Here is a 16,918-nt window from a genome sequence, read left to right on the forward strand (position 1 = left end):
TTTTGTGCTGCAAGTACATAGCATAAGGCTTTAATTATAAAAAATAATAACGACCAAATAATTGCCGCTTTTTGGGACTGGAATATATGCGAATTACTCCTTTATCTCTGTTAATTTCAGCTAGTTTGTTAGCTAGTAGTGCATTTGCACAAGACACAGCTACAGTAACTGGAATTGAGTCAGAGATTAGTGTTAAACAGACAGAATACGATAACTCGACAAGAATACTTGAAAAACATCTTAAAGAAGAAAGTCAGTTACAAAATCAACTAGAGCTACTTCGTTCTCGTTCTACAGAGCTAGATAAAGAAAAAAACCAAGCGCTCGATGCGATGAACGAAATGTACCGTCGTTTAATTGACGATCCCACTATTAATATTAGTGCGGCTCAATCACGCTATCAAAAAGCGGTGATTGATCATAAGCAAAACAAAGATGATATTTCTATGCAGTTGGCGGCAATTGCATCCCACCGTAAAGATATAGAGCAAATTCGTGTTGCTAAACATACGCTTTTAAATACTTTAGAGAGCTTAAAAGAGCAGTTAACTACAGCCCGCGTAGAGCGTTTACGCAACGAGTTTACACGTGAAGGCACGCTTGAAGTTAACCATACGATTAACTGTAAGCGAACAGAAACGCTAGCAGCGTGTGAGCAACGCGGTCAGCAAATGGGGCTACAAAAAGCAACTAAACGCTTTGTAGATCAAATTTTTGCAAACTTAACAGAAGAGCGCATTGTTGAGCCAAAACGTAATTTGGCGGGCGCTCAAGTACAAATATTAAGTAGCCATGTAGTTAACAGTGCATTTAGCGGCCAAGGTAACTACAACGTTAACTTAAGCGTAACCATGCGCGGCGAAGTAAACAGTAGCCGTTTATGTAGCTTATTAAGCATTGATAACCGTTATTGTTCTGAGTACGGCACGCCACTTACTGCTGCTTATCAACCCGCGTATAACAATACATTTACTGATAGTCAGTTAACATTCAGTAATAGCGCGGATAATAGCAACACGGTGTCGGTTTCTCGTTTAGAAAAGCAGTCAGTACGTGATTATTCAGTTAAACCTGCATCGGTGAAAGAAGATTACCCTTCTATCCTTAATAAGAAGAAGGATCAATCAATAGAGCTGACATTACGATCAAACGTATACGACGATGAAGTGTTTATCGATGGTGTAAGCTTTGGCTCAACACGCTTGATCACACGTTTACCGCCGGGTATTCACAACATTGAAATACGTAAACTTGGCTATAAGCCTTATCAAGTTCGTGTTGATTTGAATAAAGCACAAACAATTAATGCAAATTTGGTAAAAAAGCCTAAGTCGATTGCTGCACCGACCTATACTCGAGAGCAACCAGAAGTAACAACACGCCAGGTTAGTGAAAACGTTAATGTATTAAATGCAAACGTTGAAACGCCGGTTGTCGTTATTCCTGCAGGCAAATTTAAAATGGGCGATATCAATGGCAATGGTTTAGCTAATGAACGTCCAGTAATTGAAAAAGTAATAGCAAATTCTTTCGCTATGCAAAGTAAAGAAGTAACCGTAGGTGCCTACGAAAAGTTTGTAGCAAATACAGGTTATAAAACTCAAGCGGAAAAAAATAAAGGGTGTGCGTATTATTTAAATGGCGAACCAGTATGGGAAGCAAATTTAAATTGGCGTAATCCTGGTTTTGAGCAAGGCAGTGACTTTCCTGCTGTATGTTTAACTTATAACGATGCAAAAGCTTACGCTGAGTGGTTATCGGGTCAAACAGGGCAGCAATTTCGTTTACCTAACGAAGTTGAGTGGGAATACGCAGCACGTGCAGGAACCGAAACAGAATACCCTTGGGGTAACGAAATTGGTAAAAACCTAGCTAACTGTGGTTGGTGTGGTAGTGAATGGTCAAATAGACGTGCATCACCAGTAGGTTCTTTTTCTCCAAATGCATTTGGATTATACGATACCGTAGGCAATGTATGGGAATGGACCGATAAAGAATCAGGTGAGTCTGATGTAGCAGTAAGAGGCGGAGCGTGGAATTTTGCACCAAGCCTTGCTCGTGCATCTACGCGTTTAATTTTAGCGCCTGATTTTAGATCTAACTACATTGGTTTTCGCTTAGTTCGCGAACGATAAACTCAATTAAGGAAGCTTTGCTTCCTTTTTTCACAAATTCACAAAGGCGCTGCGCTTTATATTGCTCATATAGTTGAGCATGTTAAAGTGAGGCAGCTAATATAAGAACGTATTTCAAAGGTCATCCAGCCTCATGTTTAAAAAACTCCGTGGTATTTTTTCTAACGATCTATCGATCGACTTGGGTACAGCCAATACCCTAATTTATGTAAAAGAAGAAGGTATTGTATTAAACGAACCTTCTGTTGTTGCTATTCGCCAAGAACGCGCTGGTGGACCTAAAAGTGTTGCATCTGTAGGTACAGAAGCAAAACAAATGCTAGGTCGTACACCGGGAAATATTAAAGCAATCCGTCCAATGAAAGACGGTGTAATTGCTGATTTTTATGTAACTGAAAAAATGTTACAACACTTCATTAAGCAAGTGCATAACAATAACTTTATGCGCCCAAGTCCGCGTGTACTAATTTGTGTACCGTGTGGTGCTACTCAAGTAGAAAAACGTGCAATACGTGAATCTGCAATGGGTGCTGGCGCTCGTGAAGTTTACTTAATTGAAGAACCAATGGCAGCAGCTATTGGCGCAGGTTTACCAGTATCAGAAGCAACAGGTTCTATGGTTGTTGATATTGGTGGTGGTACAACTGAAGTGGCTATTATTTCACTTAACGGCGTTGTTTACTCATCATCTGTTCGTATTGGTGGTGATAAGTTTGACGAAGCTATTATTAATTATGTACGCCGTAACTTTGGTAGCTTAATTGGTGAAGCGACAGCTGAAAATATTAAACATCAAATTGGCTCTGCGTTCAAAACTGATGAGCCAATCGAAATTGAAGTGCGCGGTCGTAACCTTGCCGAAGGTGTTCCGCGTTCATTCACGCTTAACTCACACGAAATCCTAGAAGCTCTACAAGAGCCGTTAATGGGTATTGTGAGTGCAGTAATGGTTGCGCTTGAGCAATCACCACCAGAGCTGGCATCAGATATCTCTGCGCACGGCATGGTACTTACTGGCGGTGGTGCATTGTTAAAAGATTTAGACCGTTTATTAATGGAAGAAACGGGTATTCCGGTTGTTGTAGCTGATGATCCACTTACGTGTGTTGCGCGTGGTGGTGGTAAAGCATTAGAAATGATCGATGTTCATGGTGGTGACGTTTTTAGTTACGACTAATGAAATTAATGTTTGGACGCACAGTCTCTTTGCAACTGCGACTTTTTGTCGCAGTGCTTTTGAGTATCGTACTCATAGTTGGAGACAGATATACGCAAGGTGGTACCGTTGTTCGTACCAGCCTTAATACTCTAGTTAGCCCACTAATCTATGTTGCTAATTTACCCTACGAATTATTTAGCTTAAGTGCTAAAAGCCTGCATACGCGGGATCAACTTCTTACTGAAAACGAAGCGCTGAAAAAAAAGCAAATGCTACAAAGCGAGCAACTTCAGCAGTATCAATTTCTAGCCAGAGAAAATCAAAAACTGCGCGCCTTATTAGGCTCATCTGCAAAGCAATCAAATCGTAAAATTATTGCTCAGGTACTTTCTGTACATTCAAACCCGTATAGTCATCAGGTTGTTATTAACCGTGGTACAACTGACGGGCTTAGTGAAGGCCAAGCTGTAATTGATGAAATGGGTGTAGTAGGGCAGCTTACAAAGGTTGGTTCAACAACTTCACGCGTGCTACTAATGACCGACACCACACATGCTACACCTGTGCGTATACTTCGTAACGATGTACGAACGGTTGTTGAAGGCATAGGTAAAATTAACGTCGTTAAGCTCTCTCACGTGCCACACAGTTTAGATGTGCGAATTGGCGATGTACTTGTTACATCGGGTTTAGGGGGCACATTCCCCGAAGGATACCCGGTGGCAGTAGTAACCGAAATAAATCGTGATGAAGGGCGACCGTTTGCACAAGTTTTTGCAGAACCTATTGCGCAACTAGATCGCATTCGTTTGCTGGTTATTTTATGGCGTAATCAACAGGAGCAAATCAGCGATGATTAACCGTTATTCATTGTTAATTGCGCTAAGCATCTTTTTTGCGTTAATAATGGCACTAATGCCACTTCCATTTTCGTTTGAACCATTTAGACCTGACTGGGTTTTACTTGTACTTATGTATTGGTCGCTAGCAGTACCGCATCGTTTAAATATTGGTACTGCTTGGGTTGTTGGTTTATTAATAGATTTAGCGTCTGGCTCACCGCTGGGCGTGAACTCGCTTACATTCTCGGTATGTATTTTTGTAACCGCGAGCAACTTTCAAAAAATTCGTAACTTTTCGCTTTGGCAACAAAGCCTACTAATTGGTTTATTTTTAACGCTGTATCACTTAATGCAGTTTTGGCTAAATCACTTTTTGTTAGGGGTTTACTTTAATCCACAGTACTTATGGCCAGTAGCAACCGGAATGGTTAGCTGGTTTTGGGTCTTTTTACTACTTCGTAAATATCGCAGACATTTTAGGATCAGGTAATGACTACCGCAGTATATTTGGCATCAGCCTCTCCCCGTCGTAAAGAGTTATTAAGCCAATTAGGTGTCGAATTTACACAATTTAGTGTTGATGCAGATGAAAGCCCACTTCCAAACGAGCAACCTAGAGCACTTGTTGAGCGTTTAGCGCGCTTGAAAGCCCAAAGCGGTGTAGAGCTTGGATATACCGATCGCCCTGTACTTGGTAGTGATACCGTGGTTGTTATAGATAACGAGTCATTGGGTAAACCTCGCGATAAAAACGATTTTACACACACGTTAAAACGCCTATCGGGTAACACGCATCAAGTTCTTACCGCAGTTGCATTTGCGACGCAAAATGATGTGCTTAGCTGTGTTGTAAGCACAGATGTTACTTTTAAAACCTTAACAGATGAAGAAATTAATGCTTATTGGGAGTCAGGTGAGCCACAAGATAAAGCCGGTGGCTACGGTATCCAAGGTTTAGGCGGCCGCTTTGTAACTCACATTGCGGGTAGCTATTTTTCTGTTGTAGGCTTACCTTTATATGAAACCGAACAATTATTAAAAACATTCTTAAGAAGGTAACATGAGTACAGAATTACTGATCAATGTCACACCGAGCGAAAGCCGTGTTGCCCTAATAGAAAACGGTGTACTGCAAGAAATACAGCTAGAGCGAATCGGTAATCTAGGTATTGTAGGCAATATTTACTTAGGAAAAATAAGCCGTGTACTTCCGGGTATGCAGGCTGCTTTTGTTGATATCGGCCTTGAAAAAGCTGCATTTTTGCATGCATCCGATATTGTAAATAGTGCCTCTATTGTTGAAGGCGTAGACGACGTACCAATAAAAAAAGTACAAGATATTAGAGAGTTAGTTCGTCAAGGCCAATACATTATGGTGCAAGTGGTAAAAGATCCGCTAGGCACTAAAGGCGCAAGGCTCACCACTGATATAACTATTCCTTCTCGCTATTTAGTGTTTATGCCTGATGCGACCCATGTAGGGGTTAGTCAGCGTATAGAAACTGAAGAAGAGCGCTCACGTCTTAAAAAAATAGTCGCAGAATATGGCGATGAAAATGGCAGCTTTATCGTACGTACAGCTGCCGAAGGTGCTAGCGAAGCTGAATTACGACACGATGCCGGCTTTTTAAGAAAATTATGGGAAAAAATAACATCACGTCGTAGAAAAACGAGTAAAGCCAGTATCCTACACGAAGATTTAACGCTTGCCTTTAGAACCCTGCGTGACTACGTAGGCGAAGATATGGAGCGCATTCGCGTTGACTCTAAACTCAGCTATGAAGAACTAAAGTTATTTACTGAAGAGTTTGTTCCACAGCTTTCTCAAGTGCTTGAATACTACCCAGGCGAGCGGCCTATATTTGACTTGTTTGACGTTGAAAACGAAATTCAAAAAGCACTACATCGTAAAGTTACGCTAAAATCTGGTGGTTATATAATTATTGACCAAACAGAAGCAATGACGACTGTTGATGTTAATACTGGCGCATTTGTAGGGCATCGTAATTTAGAAGAAACCATTTTTAATACCAACGTAGAAGCAACCTCTGCAATTGCCCGCCAGCTTAGGCTGCGTAACTTAGGCGGTATTATCATTATCGACTTTATCGATATGGTAAGTGAGGATCATAAAAGGCGGGTGCTTCATTCACTTGAATCAGCCCTTGCAAAAGATCGCACTAAAACGAATATTAATGGGCTTTCAGCGCTTGGCCTTGTTGAAATGACGCGTAAACGTACACGCGAAAGCTTAGAGCATATTTTATGTGATGTATGCCCTGCATGCTCCGGTCGTGGTTCACAAAAAACAGTTGAAACGGTTTGCTACGAAATACTACGTGAAATAGTGCGTGTTAACCGAGCATACGCAGCGGACAAGTTTATGGTGTACGCAGCACCTGCTGTAAGTGAGGCCCTACTAAACGATGAGTATCATAACCTTGCTGAGCTTGAACTATTTATTGGTAAGCAAGTCAATATTCAAACCGAGAGCTTATACAGCCAAGAACAGTTTGATGTGGTAATGATGTAATGAAAGCAAAAGCGGTCTGTTTTTTTTGTTTTAGAAAGTTATGGCAGACCTGCGCCATAATTTTGGTATTACTGGCCGTTATTGTTTCAATTTTAAAATATACCCTCCCGTATGCAAACGAGTACAAAGGTGACATAGAAAGCTATTTACACGAAAAGTTTGAAATAAGCTTATCTATCGGTGAAATATCAGCTAGTTGGCAGGGCAGTGGTCCTGCATTAGTGCTAGAAAATTTATCGTTTAAAGATAACGAAACCGCGCCAATATCACTCACCATTGCTAAAACCAGCTTAGAGCTAAACCTATGGGAAAGCTTAAAAGCACTGCAACTTAGATCTAATTATTTTGTTATTAATGGTTTTCATACCAGTGTAAATATCACCAACTTATTTAAAACCGGTGACAACGATGAAGTTTCTTTTGAGCAAAAAGAGCTAATTGAAGAACTGTTTTTGGGCAAAACGGGTCATTTTGCAATAGAAAATTCCAGTATTAACTTTATTTTAGAAGACGGTAAAGAACGTAAATTACTTCTTCAAAACATTGTTTGGCAAAATGAAGATGAGCAGCACCTTGGTAGTGGAAGCCTAGCACTGCCGGGTATTTCGGTCGGAGACTTTGACGCGCGCATAGCACTTACCGGGGATACTCTAGAGCAGGTTGCGGGTGACATCTATGTGCAGGCTAATAAGGTCGATGTATCTAACTGGTTAGCGCAATATATAAATACGCAAAAGCAGCAACTGCATAGCGATATTAATTTACAAGCATGGCTAAAACTAGATAAAGGTTTTGTAAGCGATGTGAAAATGCAGTGGTTACCAAGCTTTGTACGCTGGCAGCGAGAAGAGCAAAGCCACCAAGTTAGTTTGAGTGAAGGTGGATTCCATTTATATCCAGAACAAAATAGCTGGCACTTAAAAAGCACCGGTTTAACATTTAATAGTAACGATAAAGCATGGCCAAGTTTAGAGTTTGAAGCCCAACTAGGGCTACAGAATAAGGTGTGGCTGCATCAAGTTGATTTTGAATTACTGAGTAACCTAGCCGGGCTAAGTAATTTTAATGCACTTGAACCATTTTTAGAACGCCAACCTAGTGGGCAAATAGATCAAGCTTATTTAAGTTTTTCTAATGCACAGCAATGGCAATTATGGTTTGAGGCTAACAATATTGGCTGGCAAGAATTAAGATCGGTACCAGCAGCGCAAGGACTTAGAGTAAATGGTTTACTTACCCAAAGTAGTGGTCGAATAAATTTATTTGGTGAAAATGGCACATTAGTTACAGGCGAAAGCTTTAGCAACGACATAAATTATAATCAGCTAAATGTAGAGCTAGATTTAGCTAAGCGAGATGATGGCTGGCATATAAGTAGTGACAATATCTGGTTTGATAATGATGAAGTCACTCTTGCTGCAGAATTACAAATTAGTCTAACAGATGATCCTCGATTAGATCTTTACGCTGAAGCATTCGCTCCAGATGCCAATATTGCAGGTCATTACTTCCCATTAAAAGCGATGAGCCCTGAACTTGTTAGCTATTTAAATGGTGCAATTAAAGGCGGAGAAGTATCTAAAGCACAGGTCTTATTTGCAGGGCCTTTGTCTGGTTTCCCATTTACTGATGGTAGTGGTCAGTTTGATGTATTAGCACAAATAGACAATGCAACCTATGAGTTTGACCCTAGTTGGCCTGCGGTCACTAATGCTGATGTACAGCTACATTTTGCTAATGAGCGGATGGACATATATAGCCAGCAAGGCAAGTTGGTTAATTTAGATATTGGTAATAGTGTACAGGTGAGCATTGCAGATTTAATGAATGCTGATGAACTTATTGTGCAAATTGATAAAAAAGCAGAGATGGAAAAGTTACATGACTTTTTTGCAGCGACACCTATTGCCAAACCTCTTGCTGAAATTTTTAAAGTTGTACAGGGCAAAGGCGAAGCCGATGCCAGTATTGAGCTTTTAGTAGGCTCTAAGTTTAAAGGCGGAGCCAGTGTTAGCGGCAAAGTTAATTTAAATGACTTGCCAGTATTTATAGCAACGCCAGGTATTGAGCTTAAAAACTTAACTGGCGAGCTTAATTTTAAAAACGACAACATCACACTTAAAAATGCGACTGCGAAGTGGTTGGGTATGCCGCTAAATATTAATTACAGCAGTAAAAGTGATGCTAAAAACTACCAAGCAAACATAGATATAAACGCCAAAATTGACGCCGATACACTAATCGATAGTGGACAAGGTATATTAAAAAATTATTTAAGCGGGCAAAGCGATGTTGATATTGGTTTAGTACTTAATTTTACCGAACAAGGCTTTAATTACCGTGCACAGGTAAACTCAGAACTACTTGGCTTAACGAGTAACTTACCCGCACCTTATAATAAAAATAGCGAACAAGCGTGGGCACTTGATGCAGTAGTTCAAGGTGATGATATTTCTAATCTCATTACAGCAAACGCTAATCAACAGTTTTACTTTAATGCTATTTTAGAAAATGGAAAATCACAGTTTAGTAATGCCCATTTTGTGCTCGGAAAACAAGATTTAGGATTAAACCAAAAAGACTTAAGCGTAAATATCAATCTTGAACAGAGTGAATTAGTGCCTTGGTTTGATCTGATTGATCAAATAATTAAAGCAGGTAAATCAAACCCAGATAAAGAATCAAAAGGGATTATGCCACCGCTTAATGAGGTGGTCGCAAATATAGGTATGCTTGATGCGAGTAACATCATCTTTAATGATTTTGAAATGCGTTTAGCACCATCAAAAGACGATTTATACCTAAAGCTAAATGCTAAAGAACTTAGAGCTGGGGTTTTTATTCCTACATCACAACCTAGCCAGCCTATACGAATTAATGCCGATTACTTAAGGCTTAATTTTGCACAGCCTAGCGAGCAATTAATTGAAATAACAGATGTACTTCCTGAGGAAGACTTGAGCTGGCTTACTAAAATACCTGCCATTGAGTTTGAATGTAGTGACTGCAAAATTGATCGCTATCAGCTTGATAAAGTGAGTGCGTCATTATTAGGTGATGGCGAGCGCTTATCGATATCAGAACTTGTAATCGATAAAGGAGATCATGTACTGCGCACTAAAGGGCAGTGGCAAAATGGTTTAACAACGCTAAGTGGTGAGCTTAAAAGTGATGATATAGGCGCATTGTTTGGCGAGTTTGATATTACCTCTGCAATTAAGGATTCTAAAGCTGATCTAAATTATGATCTTACTTGGCAAGCAGCACCTTATGATTTTGATGTGAAAACTTTAAGTGGTGAGGTTACTTGGGATTTAGGGGAAGGTCACTTAACTGAAATAAGTGATGGTGGTGCACGCGTATTTTCGCTGTTGAGCCTTGATTCACTCGTACGCAAACTGAAACTTGATTTTAGAGATGTATTTTCAAAGGGCTTTTTTTATAACAGCATGCAAGGCTCTATGCAGTTAGAAAACGGTATCGCTTACACTAAAGATACTAAAATGGATGGTGTGCCTGCCGATTTAACTATTAAAGGCTACGCAAACTTAAATACGCTAGATATAGATTACGACCTTGCTGTAGCGCCACAAGTAACCTCAAGCATTCCGGTTATAGTGGCGTGGATGGTTAATCCAGTAACAGGGCTTGCTGCTTTAGCACTTGATAAAGTTATTCATTCTGCGCGCGTCATCTCAGAGATCAATTTTAAAGTAACGGGTAAAATGAACGATCCTATTGTTCAAGAACTCGACAGAAAAAGTCGTGAAGTTACGCTTCCTCAAGCTGCGCAAAATCAGCCACAAGCATCAGTCGATTTAAAACTTAAAGATGCACAAGTAACAGTAACGCAATGAACAAAACTGAAATACTAAGCACTCCCACAATAGTTGCCCTGCAAATGTGTTCAGGGCTAAGCCCTGATGACAACATAGCAAGCTTAAAGCGTGCACTTAAAACACTCCCCGCAAAAAGACCATTACTTGTTTGCTTGCCAGAAGCTTTTTTAGTGTTTAGTAAAACTGGTAACGATACGCTACGTGTTGCTAAGCAAGTTGAGCGATACAAACTACAACTTAGTGAATTGTGCCAACACCATAATATTTGGTTAAATGCAGGCACAATGCCTGAGCCATTTAACGAACATAAGTATTACGCAGCATCGCACTTATATAATAATCAAGGCGAGCTGGTTGCAACGTATAACAAAATACATTTATTTGATGTAACCGTTGATGATAAAACAGGTAGCTATCGAGAGTCAGATTTTACCCAAGCTGGAAGCGATGTAGTGGTTGTTGATTCTCCCTTTGGTAAAATTGGCTTAACAGTATGTTATGATCTGCGCTTTAGTGGCTTATTTAACGAACTAGTACGCCAAGGCGCCGATATTATTTTAGTACCCAGTGCATTTACAGTCCCTACAGGGCAAGCGCATTGGCAACCGCTATTAGCAGCTCGCGCAATAGAAACACAATGTTATGTAGTTGCAGCAGCTCAGTACGGTACACATGAAAATGGCCGACAAACATATGGCCACAGTATTATTATTTCACCTTGGGGCAATACCCTGAGTGAATTGCCAACAGGCACCGGTTTTATAAGCTGCAACGCAGATTTAGACCAGTTACAAAAAATTAGACGAGATATGCCCGTGCAGTCTCATCAACGATTTAGAGAGCATTTATTATGAATTCGGTTGAACAGCATTTACTACAAGACAGCCAGCTAAATAGAGAAGAGCTCGAAAAAACGCTCGCTTACATACATCAGCATAAAGTGGATTACGCCGATTTATATTTTCAATCAAGCCACCACGAATCATGGGTGCTTGAAGACGGCTTAGTTAAAGAAGGCTCTTATAACGTTGAACGTGGCGTTGGTGTACGTGCTGTAAGCGGCGAAAAAACAGGTTTTTCTTACTCTGATGCAATAAATCTTGAAGCACTTAATAAGGCGGCTACAGCGGCTCGTAGCATCGCAGATGCTGGCGAAGATAGAGCGATTAAAGTATTTAGTGATGTTAAAGTTAAAGAGCAGTTTGCAGCGCATCAGCCAATTTCGAGTATGAGCGATACCGACAAGGTGAGTTTATTACGCGAACTTGAAAACTATATTCGTGAACTAGCACCCGATGCAGAGCAAGTAATTAGCTCAATGTCAGCGGTATACGAAGAAGTATTAATCGCAGCTAGTGACGGTACGTTTGCCACCGATATTCGCCCGCTTATTCGTTTAAACTGCTCAGTACTGCTTGAAAAAAATGGTCGCCGTGAACGCGGTGGCGCAGGCGGTGGTGCACGTTTAGATTATGGTTACTTTAAAGAGCTTGTTGATGGTAAACCACGTTGGATGGAATTTGCTGAAGAAGCTGTACGCCAAGCTAAAGTAAACCTTGAAGCTATTGATGCACCTGCAGGCACGATGGAAGTTGTACTTGGTAATGGTTGGCCTGGCGTGCTTTTACACGAAGCAGTAGGGCATGGACTTGAAGGCGACTTTAACCGCAAAGGCGCGTCTGCGTTTAGTGGTAAAGTGGGCCAAAAAGTAGCATCTGAGCTGTGTACTGTTGTTGATGATGGCACCATGGCCGATCGCCGTGGGTCACTTAATGTGGATGATGAAGGCACACCAGCTGCTTACAACGTACTTATCGAAAATGGTATTTTAAAAGGCTATATGCAAGATAAGCTAAACGCGCGTTTAATGGGTGTAAATCCTACCGGTAACGCACGTCGTGAGTCTTATGCGCATTTACCAATGCCTCGCATGACTAACACCTACATGTTAGGTGGTGAGCACAGCCAAGCCGATATTATCAGCTCAGTTAAAAAAGGGGTATTCGCGCCTAACTTTGGCGGCGGACAAGTTGATATAACCTCAGGTAAGTTTGTATTTAGCGCATCAGAAGCGTATTTAATCGAAAATGGTAAAATTACCCAACCAATTAAAGGCGCAACGCTTATTGGTAATGGACCAGAAGTAATGCAGCAAATATCTATGGTTGGTAACGACTTAGCACTTGATAAAGGTGTTGGTGTTTGTGGTAAAGATGGTCAAAGCGTACCGGTAGGCGTAGGCCAACCAAGCCTTAAAATTGATCAGTTAACGGTCGGTGGTACAGCTTAAATATTACTCAAGCGCGAAGTGAATTCGCACCTTCGTGCTTGATGTTTATTGTAGGTGAGGTTTTACACCTCGCTTTTTAAATACAGACTTAGAAATAGAGCGCGAAATAAATTCGCACCTACGATTTGTATTTTTACTTTGTGTAGGCGAGGTTTATGCCTCTCCTTCACTTTCTTTATTTTTTTCAGCCTCTTTGTACCATAACGCAAAAAAGCACTCTGTTAATTTGTGCTCTATCTCAAGCGCTTTTTCTGTCGGGCAAAACAAGGTAAAGCTTGCTTTAAATTCACCTAAATCGGTTGTACCAAAGTGAATTACCGGCTCTGGACCAGATATTTTTGCATCAAGTTTACGCTCAATCATCGAATTATAACGGCTTGCTACTTCTTGAAACTCTTCGCAGTACAGTTTAGCTTGCTCAGTGAGTGTGTCGTGAATAGGGTACGGGTTAAAGCTCTCTCTTCGGACAATAATAAAATGATGTGTAACAAAGCGTTTTACAAAGTTTAAGTTTTTAATAGAGCTGGTAATCAGCTTATTATTAGGTATGTATATGGTTTTTCTAGAAAATTGATAAGTATGTATATCAATTTCATGCATGGTTGTTTTTATCCAATCCGTTTCAGCTACTTCACCAAAGTAATCACCTACTTGTATCCAATCACCCACTCTAAACGGGCGAGTTGTTACGAGGTAAAAAAAGCCTATTACACACTGAATAAACTCACGCGTTGCAAGTACAATCGCCACAGCAAAAGCAGCAATAGAAAGTGCAAAGTTTTGAATTTCAGTAGACCACACAAATAGCAGCGATATCATCATTACAAAATTAATAAAGTGCTTAATATTGTGTGCGATGTAACGGATGTCTTTTTCTTTTTTTTCTGCGCGACTTTTAGCGAGCTTATCAACAAGCACTTTTAGTACAAATGCAATTGTGATCATTACAATTGAAAGAAGAAACGGATGCAGCAATATATCTTTAGTCATGGTATCCAATTAAACGTGAGTTGATAAAAACAGGCTCAGTATATTGATTTATTAAACCAATTAGCAAATTTAGTGTAAAAAAAGTAACCAATAAAAAATGTAGCTACGTTATTGAGTTACTTGATCAGTGCAATGCTTGTGATTTTTAGCCATTCTTTTTCGGCATATGAGTACAAGCTCAATGGCTGAAATAAAAATCAAAGTATAGCCAAGCGTTTCTATACCTTCTTCAACAATGTTTTTTACCGCACGTACATAGTCATCACCCATTACTGAATGCCAAAATGCGCCTTTGCCCATCATTCGCGAAAATGCGAGTAAAGTAACCATGCCTGATAAGCAAATTCCATAACTAGGAGTGAGGCTATAGGCTTTTAAAGAGTTAAAAATACTTCCTCTGTTTGTTATTAAATAAACAAACACGCCAGCTAAAATTGAATAGACGATACTTTGCCAAGCGCCATCAAAAAAGTATAAGTCGAGGTAGGTATCAAACTCTCTCACAAACATCATTGCCGATAACGCAGCTAGTAATACAGCCGGTATTTTGAGTTGAAAGTTAATTCGCGAAGCGTAAAAAAATAAAATACAGCTTAAAAAAGTTAAAACATCTTGCATATGTTCGGTAAGAGTTTCTTCACTGTAAAGTGCATCCTGTTTTAATTCAAATCCTTCAAGTTGAATTAAATGAGCAACACCCGCTAGGCATAATAAATAAATAAAAGATCGTAGTAAAAACATAAATAACCAAGAGAAACTATAAATGCGCGGGATTCTAATCGTTAAAATGCTTTAAAGCCAAAACAAAATTTAAACTTTTAATCTTTTTATCGGTCTAAAATTTTTGCTGTTAAAATAATAGCTTAGTTGTTTTTTTAATGTTGAATGGATGTTTTTAATGTGACGTTTTAAGTGGTTTATTGTGCAAAATATAACAAGCATTAAAAAGCCCTTACTAATTACTTAACAAGGGCTTTTTATAATTGAGCGCTTAGAGTTTAGCGCCTAGCGCATAGTAACAAACTCTTCAGAACCTGTTGGGTGAATCGCAACAACGGCATCAAAGTCAGCTTTAGTTGCGCCCATTTTCATGGCAACTGCAAAACCTTGAATCATTTCATCAACCGCAAAACCAATACCATGTAGGCCAACTACTTTTTCGTCTGGGCCGGCACATACAAGTTTCATTTTACAAGGCTGGCGATGTTTAGTTACCGCTGTGTACATAGCTGTAAAACCAGATTGGTAAATCTTAACGTTTTCTTCGCCATACTGAGAAATAGCTTCTTGTTCAGTAAGGCCAATAGTACCAATTGGTGGGTGGCTAAATACAACAGTAGGAACTAGGCTGTAATCCATTTTTAAATCATCAGGTAGTTCTTTATTAAATAAGCGTTCTGATAAAGTACGCCCTGCTTTAACTGCTACAGGCGTAAGTTCAATACCGTTTTCGATAATATCGCCAACCGCGTATACATTTTTAGCTGTGGTATTTTGAAACTCATCAACTTTAACAAAACCATCGCTGTTAACTTCTACGCCGGCAGCGGCTACATTAATTGCATCTGTTGTTGGCTGGCGGCCAATGGCCCAAATTACTTGGTCAACGTTATGAGTTTTGCCATTATCTAAATGTAGCGTTACAGAGCCATCATCTTCTTTAACTAATTTATGAGGTACAGATTCTGTATGAAGAGTAGGGCCTTCAGCAGCCATAACATCAACAAGTGTTTCAACTATGTATGGGTCAAAGTTACGAAGTGGAGAATGCTTACGAACAAATAAATGTGTTTCAGTACCTAAACCATGTAATACACCAGCAAGCTCGACGGCTATGTAGCCTGCGCCAATAACTGCAACGCGCTTAGGCTGCTCTTTTAGTTCAAAAAAGCCATTTGAATCGATACCGTGTTCAGCACCTTCAATATGCGGAATGCTTGGGCGGCCGCCTACTGCAATTAATATATGGTCGGCTGTGTAGTGCTCGCCGTTTACTTCAACTGTTTTATTATCTACAAATTTAGCAAAACCTTTAATTACAGTAACGCCATTGCTAGCAAGGCCACTGTCGTAACCTTTATGAATTCGACCTATGTAGGCTTCACGGCTTTCTACTAACTTGCTCCAATCAAAGCCTTTAACTTCAACATTAAAGCCGTAATCTGGGGCATATAAATTAATTGCTTCAGCAACCTGAGCACCGTGCCACATTACTTTTTTAGGTACACAGCCCACGTTTACACACGTGCCGCCCATGTGTTTTGCTTCTATAAGTGCTACTTTAGCGCCACGCATTGCCGCTCTATTTGCAGAGGCAATACCACCACTGCCACCACCGATTGCAATATAATCAAAGTGTTGTGTCATTTTATGTCCTTAGGCGTTGAGTTTTATGCGCATTAGCATAACATTAAGTTTTAAAAATAAAGAGTGTTTAGGTGACCTATGTTTAGTAAAAAAACATTCGAATTTCTTGCTCAGCTTGATCAAAACAATAATAGAGACTGGTTTAACGACCATAAATCACAGTATGAGGAATACGTAAGAGAGCCCGCTTTAGATTTCATTAGGCAAATGCAAGCACCACTTGCTGAGGTTTCTAGCCATTTTGTCGCATCAGATAAAAAAGTCGGCGGTAGTTTAATGAGAATCCATAAAGACGCGCGTTTTAGTAAAGATAAAACCCCATATAAAATTAATGTAGGGATTCAATTTCGCCATTTTATGGGAAAAGACGTACACGCCCCTGGTTTTTATTTTCACTTAGCAAATGACGAATGTTTTGTAGGTGCTGGTATTTGGCGACCAGAATCAAAGGCGCTTAATGCAATTAGAACCTGCATAGATGAAAACCCAAATAGCTATAAAAAAGCAATTTATGATGAGCAATTTAAATCTATATTTGAAATGTCAGGAGAGTCGCTAAAACGCCCACCAAGGGGTTTTGAAAAAGATCATCCCTTAATAGATGAGCTCAAACGAAAAGACTTTATAGCCATTAGCCCACTTACTCAAAAGCAAATATGCAGTAATAACCTAGTTGATACGGTACTAGAACGTTATAAAGTGGCCGACTCATTAATGGGTTATTTGTGTTTTGCTTTAGAGCAACCTTATTAAAATTAAACAA

13 protein-coding genes are annotated in these 16,918 nt (G+C 39.8%); 10 read left to right on the forward strand and 3 right to left on the reverse strand.

The features are described 5' to 3' along the window. Positions 1-86: 86 nt before the first annotated feature. The 9 genes from FFU37_RS00770 (at position 87) to tldD (ending at position 12,798) form a co-directional block, all read left to right on the forward strand. Positions 87-2,135 (forward strand): SUMF1/EgtB/PvdO family nonheme iron enzyme, encoded by a 2,049-nt coding sequence (locus tag FFU37_RS00770; protein WP_138488451.1) that lies wholly within the window; start codon positions 87-89, stop codon positions 2,133-2,135. A 133-nt stretch (positions 2,136-2,268) separates the two neighbouring features. Beyond that, complete coding sequence (locus tag FFU37_RS00775) at positions 2,269-3,312, forward strand: rod shape-determining protein (protein WP_002958401.1); 1,044 nt, start codon at positions 2,269-2,271, stop codon at positions 3,310-3,312. Further along, positions 3,312-4,154 (forward strand): rod shape-determining protein MreC, encoded by an 843-nt coding sequence (gene mreC / locus FFU37_RS00780; protein ID WP_173400216.1) that lies wholly within the window; start codon positions 3,312-3,314, stop codon positions 4,152-4,154. Before FFU37_RS00775 ends, mreC begins: the two co-directional genes overlap by 1 nt. Continuing rightward, positions 4,147-4,626, forward strand: a complete 480-nt coding sequence (gene mreD, locus FFU37_RS00785; protein WP_002958403.1) for a rod shape-determining protein MreD — start codon at positions 4,147-4,149, stop codon at positions 4,624-4,626. Before mreC ends, mreD begins: the two co-directional genes overlap by 8 nt. Then, entirely contained in the window at positions 4,626-5,195 is a 570-nt protein-coding gene (locus tag FFU37_RS00790) for a Maf family protein (RefSeq protein ID WP_002958404.1), read from the forward strand. Before mreD ends, FFU37_RS00790 begins: the two co-directional genes overlap by 1 nt. Position 5,196: 1 nt before the next feature. Continuing rightward, positions 5,197-6,669 (forward strand): ribonuclease G, encoded by a 1,473-nt coding sequence (gene rng, locus FFU37_RS00795; protein WP_002958405.1) that lies wholly within the window; start codon positions 5,197-5,199, stop codon positions 6,667-6,669. After that, positions 6,669-10,526 carry a YhdP family protein gene (locus FFU37_RS00800; RefSeq protein WP_138488452.1) on the forward strand — a complete coding sequence of 1,286 codons (3,858 nt, stop codon included), beginning with the start codon at positions 6,669-6,671 and terminating at the stop codon, positions 10,524-10,526. The genes rng and FFU37_RS00800 overlap by 1 nt, the downstream gene beginning before the upstream one ends. Then, the gene (locus FFU37_RS00805) at positions 10,523-11,362 is read left to right on the forward strand and encodes a carbon-nitrogen hydrolase family protein (protein WP_138488453.1); all 840 of its coding nucleotides are present in this window, start codon (positions 10,523-10,525) and stop codon (positions 11,360-11,362) included. The genes FFU37_RS00800 and FFU37_RS00805 overlap by 4 nt, the downstream gene beginning before the upstream one ends. After that, entirely contained in the window at positions 11,359-12,798 is a 1,440-nt protein-coding gene (gene tldD, locus FFU37_RS00810) for a metalloprotease TldD (protein WP_138488454.1), read from the forward strand. The genes FFU37_RS00805 and tldD overlap by 4 nt, the downstream gene beginning before the upstream one ends. A gap of 153 nt (positions 12,799-12,951) precedes the next feature. On the opposite strand, the gene FFU37_RS00815 is transcribed toward tldD, so the two are convergent. From FFU37_RS00815 to gorA, 3 genes are all read right to left on the reverse strand, one after another. After that, positions 12,952-13,788 (reverse strand): mechanosensitive ion channel family protein, encoded by an 837-nt coding sequence (locus tag FFU37_RS00815; protein ID WP_138488455.1) that lies wholly within the window; start codon positions 13,786-13,788, stop codon positions 12,952-12,954. 108 nt (positions 13,789-13,896) lie between these two features. After that, positions 13,897-14,529, reverse strand: a complete 633-nt coding sequence (locus FFU37_RS00820) for a hypothetical protein (RefSeq protein ID WP_138488456.1) — start codon at positions 14,527-14,529, stop codon at positions 13,897-13,899. Positions 14,530-14,793: 264 nt separating this feature from the next. Next, entirely contained in the window at positions 14,794-16,155 is a 1,362-nt protein-coding gene (gene gorA, locus FFU37_RS00825; protein ID WP_039485720.1) for a glutathione-disulfide reductase, read from the reverse strand. 78 nt (positions 16,156-16,233) lie between these two features. On the opposite strand from gorA, the gene FFU37_RS00830 reads away from it, so the two are divergent. After that, positions 16,234-16,908, forward strand: a complete 675-nt coding sequence (locus tag FFU37_RS00830; protein WP_138488457.1) for a DUF2461 domain-containing protein — start codon at positions 16,234-16,236, stop codon at positions 16,906-16,908. Positions 16,909-16,918: the final 10 nt, after the last annotated feature.

This window comes from Pseudoalteromonas distincta, from assembly GCF_005877035.1.
Taxonomy (GTDB): Bacteria; Pseudomonadota; Gammaproteobacteria; order Enterobacterales; family Alteromonadaceae; genus Pseudoalteromonas; species Pseudoalteromonas distincta.

What these genes read in the sequence shown, in the direction of transcription:
- FFU37_RS00770 (WP_138488451.1), top strand. Translation starts at nt 87, where the DNA reads ATGCGAATTACTCCTTTATCTCTGTTAATTTCAGCTAGTTTGTTAGCT.
- FFU37_RS00790 (WP_002958404.1), top strand. Translation starts at nt 4,626, where the DNA reads ATGACTACCGCAGTATATTTGGCATCAGCCTCTCCCCGTCGTAAAGAG.
- tldD (WP_138488454.1), top strand. Translation starts at nt 11,359, where the DNA reads ATGAATTCGGTTGAACAGCATTTACTACAAGACAGCCAGCTAAATAGA.
- FFU37_RS00800 (WP_138488452.1), top strand. Translation starts at nt 6,669, where the DNA reads ATGAAAGCAAAAGCGGTCTGTTTTTTTTGTTTTAGAAAGTTATGGCAG.
- FFU37_RS00805 (WP_138488453.1), top strand. Translation starts at nt 10,523, where the DNA reads ATGAACAAAACTGAAATACTAAGCACTCCCACAATAGTTGCCCTGCAA.
- FFU37_RS00830 (WP_138488457.1), top strand. Translation starts at nt 16,234, where the DNA reads ATGTTTAGTAAAAAAACATTCGAATTTCTTGCTCAGCTTGATCAAAAC.
- mreD (WP_002958403.1), top strand. Translation starts at nt 4,147, where the DNA reads ATGATTAACCGTTATTCATTGTTAATTGCGCTAAGCATCTTTTTTGCG.
- FFU37_RS00815 (WP_138488455.1), bottom strand. Translation starts at nt 13,788, where the DNA reads ATGACTAAAGATATATTGCTGCATCCGTTTCTTCTTTCAATTGTAATG.
- FFU37_RS00820 (WP_138488456.1), bottom strand. Translation starts at nt 14,529, where the DNA reads ATGTTTTTACTACGATCTTTTATTTATTTATTATGCCTAGCGGGTGTT.
- FFU37_RS00775 (WP_002958401.1), top strand. Translation starts at nt 2,269, where the DNA reads ATGTTTAAAAAACTCCGTGGTATTTTTTCTAACGATCTATCGATCGAC.
- rng (WP_002958405.1), top strand. Translation starts at nt 5,197, where the DNA reads ATGAGTACAGAATTACTGATCAATGTCACACCGAGCGAAAGCCGTGTT.
- mreC (WP_173400216.1), top strand. Translation starts at nt 3,312, where the DNA reads ATGAAATTAATGTTTGGACGCACAGTCTCTTTGCAACTGCGACTTTTT.
- gorA (WP_039485720.1), bottom strand. Translation starts at nt 16,155, where the DNA reads ATGACACAACACTTTGATTATATTGCAATCGGTGGTGGCAGTGGTGGT.